The 4,661-nt window shown below is 60.3% G+C and carries 6 protein-coding genes and 3 pseudogenes; 3 read left to right on the forward strand and 6 right to left on the reverse strand.

What is annotated here, in order from left to right; all coding sequences use genetic code 11:
• Window positions 1-472 precede the first annotated feature (472 nt).
• From NKI19_RS32455 to NKI19_RS32990, 3 genes and pseudogenes are all read right to left on the reverse strand, one after another.
• Window positions 473-931: a hypothetical protein gene (locus tag NKI19_RS32455; RefSeq protein ID WP_352567696.1), complete on the reverse strand. Its 459-nt coding sequence runs from the start codon at window positions 929-931 to the stop codon at window positions 473-475.
• Window positions 932-1,020: 89 nt separating this feature from the next.
• Window positions 1,021-1,467, reverse strand: a pseudogene (locus NKI19_RS32985) (transposase); the annotation flags it as partial.
• A gap of 19 nt (window positions 1,468-1,486) precedes the next feature.
• Window positions 1,487-1,732 (reverse strand): annotated as a pseudogene (locus NKI19_RS32990) (transposase); the annotation flags it as partial.
• A gap of 93 nt (window positions 1,733-1,825) precedes the next feature.
• Here NKI19_RS32990 and NKI19_RS32465 point away from each other — a divergent pair.
• A complete protein-coding gene (locus tag NKI19_RS32465; RefSeq protein WP_352567697.1) occupies window positions 1,826-2,110 on the forward strand; it encodes a hypothetical protein in 285 nt (94 codons plus the stop codon).
• 93 nt (window positions 2,111-2,203) lie between these two features.
• Here the strand turns inward: NKI19_RS32465 and NKI19_RS32995 are convergent.
• A pseudogene (locus tag NKI19_RS32995) lies at window positions 2,204-2,377 on the reverse strand (IS110 family transposase); the annotation flags it as partial.
• Window positions 2,378-2,502: 125 nt separating this feature from the next.
• Between NKI19_RS32995 and NKI19_RS32475 the strand changes: the two are divergent.
• Entirely contained in the window at window positions 2,503-3,606 is a 1,104-nt protein-coding gene (locus tag NKI19_RS32475) for an IS5 family transposase (RefSeq protein WP_352567701.1), read from the forward strand.
• On the forward strand, window positions 3,606-3,950 hold the full coding sequence (locus NKI19_RS32480) for a hypothetical protein (protein ID WP_352466622.1): 345 nt from the start codon (window positions 3,606-3,608) through the stop codon (window positions 3,948-3,950). Before NKI19_RS32475 ends, NKI19_RS32480 begins: the two co-directional genes overlap by 1 nt.
• A 236-nt stretch (window positions 3,951-4,186) precedes the next feature.
• Here the strand turns inward: NKI19_RS32480 and NKI19_RS32485 are convergent, their stop codons facing one another.
• Window positions 4,187-4,462, reverse strand: coding sequence for a hypothetical protein (locus NKI19_RS32485; protein ID WP_352567700.1), 276 nt, complete (start codon window positions 4,460-4,462; stop codon window positions 4,187-4,189).
• Window positions 4,463-4,464: 2 nt separating this feature from the next.
• The coding region (locus tag NKI19_RS32490) for a hypothetical protein (protein WP_352951288.1) at window positions 4,465-4,661 on the reverse strand (197 nt) is incomplete at its 5' end.

Below are 4,661 nucleotides of genomic sequence, written 5' to 3' on the forward strand. Positions count from 1 at the left end.
CTGCGCCAATGTCTCTGCGACTATCACATGCGGAATTTGCATCCAGACGCCAATTTGCGGTTTTCCCGACCTGATCGTTTCAGCGAACGAATTTTTTGCCATTCTCACAATCCTTTGCGCGCCCAAGTGAGTTGTTTTCTCGCGGGGACGATGGCAGGGTTCTTGGCTGACCAAAATATACAGTTTGTCCAGAAGTTGCCTATCACACGAAGGGATATTCGCCGTTGACACAGGCTCCGCTCCGGCGAAGGGTGCAAAGGCCACTGCTGAAGCGCTGACGTGGGTCTCGGTTCGTTACAGTGTCATAAGCCTCGGACGGTTTCGCGGCAGCACTCCGGCCGCAGGTTGCTTGGCTTGTGACGTTGTTAGCTCGACTTTGTATGTTTAGGTGGCGAAGCACAGGGCTTGCGCCATTCGCAGGATGCGCTCTGGCGGGATATTTTGTCGTTCCCGGTTTGGCGGGGGGTGTTGATTAATGTCGCCGATCCAGATTGCGAGGCGGACGGCGCCGATGGCATCGCTGAACGTGAGGCTGGTTTTTCGGTACCACGCTGCTGCGTATGGGGTGGTGGTGCTGGTGAGCAGATCGCAGGCCCATAGCGATTACGAGGCTGTAGAGCCCGAGCAATGCCGGGGTGGTTCGTGCAATGGCCTTGTCGGACCATTGCCGCTGGGTCTCAACGCCAAGGTGGACACGGGTCTCGGCGAACGTGACCTCGATCTGCCAGCGGCGGACGAACAGGGCGATCACGTCGGCGGGCTCGAGGGTGATGTCGGTGCTGAAGAAGGCTTGAGGGGGGCGGTTGCCATCGGGATCCCGGACCAGCACCCAGCGGATCGGCATTGCCGGGGTACCGGGCCTGTACCACAAGGCGGTATCAGACGTGATCTCGAGCGTCTTGCCGTCGACATGGCCATACCAGGCGAACACGATGATCCTGGCCCAAGTCGTGGCGGGGTTGGACAGGAGTGTCTTGAGCTTTGGTAGCGCTGGACCTTTTTGCGCTGGCCGGCCGAGGGTGCGCGTGGTCCGCTTGGCGGTGGCGCAAACAGGCTGGCATCCAGTCGCAGCCGGCTGATGAGCGTTGCCCTGGCAGTGATGGCATGGGCCAGTTCATGGACGGCAAAGCTGCTGTCGCCTACGAAGATGATGCGGCGCCCTGGCAGCCAGCGACAGAGTTGCAGCGCGCCCTGCCGCGCCCAGTCGGTCAGCAGCTTGTGGCGCCGCCCGCGTTGATGGTCGGATCGCTCGGATGAGGCAAGCAGGGTCAAGACCGGCAAGGCCTTTACCAGGCTCGTCCATGGCACCGGGGTCAGAACCATGAAGCTCAACCAGCGCAGGCCACTGGCTTTGACGAAATGGCCATGGCTGGAGCGCACTGGATCCCGGTAGATGCCCCGGGCGCTGATCCGGTGTCCCCATCGGCGGTTCGATGGTGTCGTCCATGCCAATGACGATGGGGCCATCGGGCACGAGCCGTTCGACCACGGGGCCCAGCAACCGCCTGGCAACGGCACGGGGGCTCCAGCAGGCTCGGTTGAGGATCTGGTGGTAGCTTGCAAAGTTGGCGGCCTCGGCCCGGCCGGTCATGCGCAGGCAAGAGCTGACGGTCCGCTTGCCCGGCGCCAGCAAAGCTCCCATGACCAGAACAAGGGCATGTTCCCAACTGGGCGCTGTGAAGCAGGTGCGCAACGCTTGGAGCAGCGACGCTGGGATGGTGCAGCATCCCATGCTTCGAATCCCGGCCAGCACATGTTGCAAGGCAATGACCGTGCGGCGAAGTGAATCAGGCCTGCCCGAGGCCGCGGCAGCTATGACTGCACAATGGAAAAGGACGACATTGCCCTGCGCATCGAAGCGTTCGACGAGGTCAATGGCGGCGGCGTTGGCTGGTACAAGGACAAAGGTGCCTACCACCTGTACCTGCTGGCAACCGAGGTGCCGATCGCCCGTCTCAAGCCGACCGGCAGAAGCGATGAGGTCAGGATCGCCTACTGGTCACACCGGAAAAAATGGGAAGAGATCGACGATATGGGCGGCTGTGTCCTGCCCCTCGATCAGGCACTCAGCCACATCGCAACCAACAGCCTATTCTGGACCTGGACCTGACCAATAACGTACAAAGTCGAGGTTAGAGGCTGTTTTGAAAATCAGCTTGTTGGGGCTTCCGTCTGAGAATTTCATGGCCGAGATTGGAAAGTGCCAGCAATGCGCTCCGTTCGAGGCTTCCATGTCGACCGGATATCGCGGCAGACTGGCGAAGAAGCGGCTACCGCGACGCAGCGTCTTTCGCAGGACAATTTTTCCGTGGCTGTCGACGCCGTGAACCTCGAAGACATACTTCGCAGGATCCAGACCTATTCGAACGACCTGCACCACATCCTTCCTCATTGGAGTTGGCGTTCGAGATTTCACCGCGCCTAGCAGGCTGTTGAAAAAGTGGCTCGCAGCGGGGCTGTGAGCGTGATTCAGTGTCTCCGGAGAGATTCGGAGAACGAGGCATGCGCGGTGGAGACGAACGGTCTGGCGAACTGTTCAGTTATGTTGATCTCGAGGCTCGGGTGCGGCGCGATCATCCGTTGCGCCGCATTCGGGCGATTGTGAACGACGCGCTGGCGGCGTTGGAGCGGGACTTGGCGGCGCTGTATTCGCCGATTGGGCGACCTTCGATCCCGCCAGAAAAGCTTCTGCGAGCGATGCTGCTACAGGCGTTCTACTCGATCCGCTCGGAGCGGCTGTTGATGGAGCGGCTGGAATACGACGTTCTGTTCCGCTGGTTCGTCGGCATCGGCGTCGATGACGCGGCCTGGGACCATTCGGTGTTCTCCAAAAATCGCGACCGGCTGCTGGAGGGCGACATCGCGACGAAGTTCCTTGCTGCGGTGCTGGCGCAGCCCAAGGTGACGAAGCTTCTGTCTACGGACCACTTCTCGGTCGATGGCACATTGATCGAGGCGTGGGCGTCGATGAAGAGCGTCAAACCGAAGGACGGCCCAAGCGGGGGTCATGGCGAGCCACCGGCTGAAGGGGGCGGGCGAAACGCGGAAGCGGACTTCCATGGCCACAAGCGTTCTAACGACACACATGCCTCGACCACCGATCCGGATGCCCGGCTCTATCGCAAGGGCAAAGGCAAGGAGGCCAAGCTGTGCTTTATGGGACATGGCTTGATGGAGAACCGCCACGGCCTGCTGGTCGACGCCTGCCTGACACTGGCCGACGGACATGCTGAGCGGGTGGCCGCACTGCACATGATCGAACCTCGAGCGGAGCGGCCACAGGCGATCACGCTCGGCGCCGACAAGGCCTACGACGCGGAAGACTTCGTCAATGAGCTACGCTCGATGAGGGTGACGCCGCATGTAGCGCAGAACACGAGCGGCCGCAGTTCCGCGATCGACGGGCGCACGACGCGACATGGCGGCTATGCCGTCAGCCAGCGCATCAGGAAGCGCATCGAAGAGGCGTTCGGTTGGATCAAGGTCGTGGCCGGCCAGCACAAGACCAGGTTCCGCGGCCGCGACCGTGTCGGATGGGCCTTCACCTTCGCAGCCGCTGCCTACAATCTGGTGCGACTGCCAAAGCTCATGGCGGAGACCGGCTGATGGCCAAGGTTCCCGGCTTCGCCAAGGCCTTCGCCGGCCGCTGGCGCATCATCGAGATGGATGTTTGGGATAACGACTTCCTCGATCTCGTCGAGGAAGCCCATCTGACATTCAAAGGCTCGGCGGATGGCGAGATCGCCTTCGGCGCACTCAAGGGCTTCCTCGATGTCCGCTATGGCACCCGCGATGGTTCAGCCTGCGCGGAATTCTCGTGGGAGGGGCATGATGAGAACGACCCAGCCTGTGGCCGCGGCTGGGTTGTCTTTGGCACTGCAGGTCGCCTCGTCGGCCACTTCTACATCCACAACGCCGACGATTCCGGCTTCGTTTGCGAAAGAGCCTGACTTCTTCAACGGCCTGCTAGAGGGGGACCATACCATTGGCCCCGTTGGGCAAGAAGATTCCAACATGGCAATACTGAACCGGTCAGGTTCATTCACGTGTTCGGCCTGTTTTCGTGCGGCCTTGGACTGCTGGCCATGATGGTGTTGTCGGTGCGGATCGAGCCGTCATCAAGCTGCCGCGCTGCGATGCGCGTATCTGCATCACTGATGTCGTTCTCTCCTGCCCAAATTGCATTTCATTTCGCGTGACCGTCGATTACCCTTGAGCCGTTGACGGCTTCGCGCGGTAGTTTGCCGCCCGCGGCTTTCGTGTCGGCCGCTTTGTTCTTGTTGCGCTTGACTAATCGCGAGGTCGCAAGAATGTAGTGAAATCCGCACAATTCTGCCGTTCGTCGAGGGATTTGCTCCGCATTATGGCGAACCTCTGCGGTCGTTCCACCTTTAGACAAATAATGATTCGCAGTCAGGTCGTGCAGTGCTTGAGCCTCCTGACTGCGTAGCCGCCGATCCATATTTATCCTTTCTGACCGTTAAAATGCACAAAAGCCACCAATTCCGCGGAGCACAGTTTGTCGCGAGGATGCGCTTCGGGTTTCAAAACTGCGCCGTCTGTGCTGAACAAATTCGCAGGAATTTGACACTGGCGCGTCTCCACATTTTTGTTTCTGTTTGTCATGTTGGTAACGGTCAGAGTCGCCAGGGCGCTGAGGA

The sequence above is a fragment of the Mesorhizobium sp. M0751 genome (assembly GCF_040320265.1).
Classification (GTDB): domain Bacteria; phylum Pseudomonadota; class Alphaproteobacteria; order Rhizobiales; family Rhizobiaceae; genus Mesorhizobium.

What these genes read in the sequence shown, in the direction of transcription:
- NKI19_RS32485 (WP_352567700.1), bottom strand. Translation starts at nt 4,462, where the DNA reads ATGGATCGGCGGCTACGCAGTCAGGAGGCTCAAGCACTGCACGACCTG.
- NKI19_RS32465 (WP_352567697.1), top strand. Translation starts at nt 1,826, where the DNA reads ATGGAAAAGGACGACATTGCCCTGCGCATCGAAGCGTTCGACGAGGTC.
- NKI19_RS32480 (WP_352466622.1), top strand. Translation starts at nt 3,606, where the DNA reads ATGGCCAAGGTTCCCGGCTTCGCCAAGGCCTTCGCCGGCCGCTGGCGC.
- NKI19_RS32475 (WP_352567701.1), top strand. Translation starts at nt 2,503, where the DNA reads ATGCGCGGTGGAGACGAACGGTCTGGCGAACTGTTCAGTTATGTTGAT.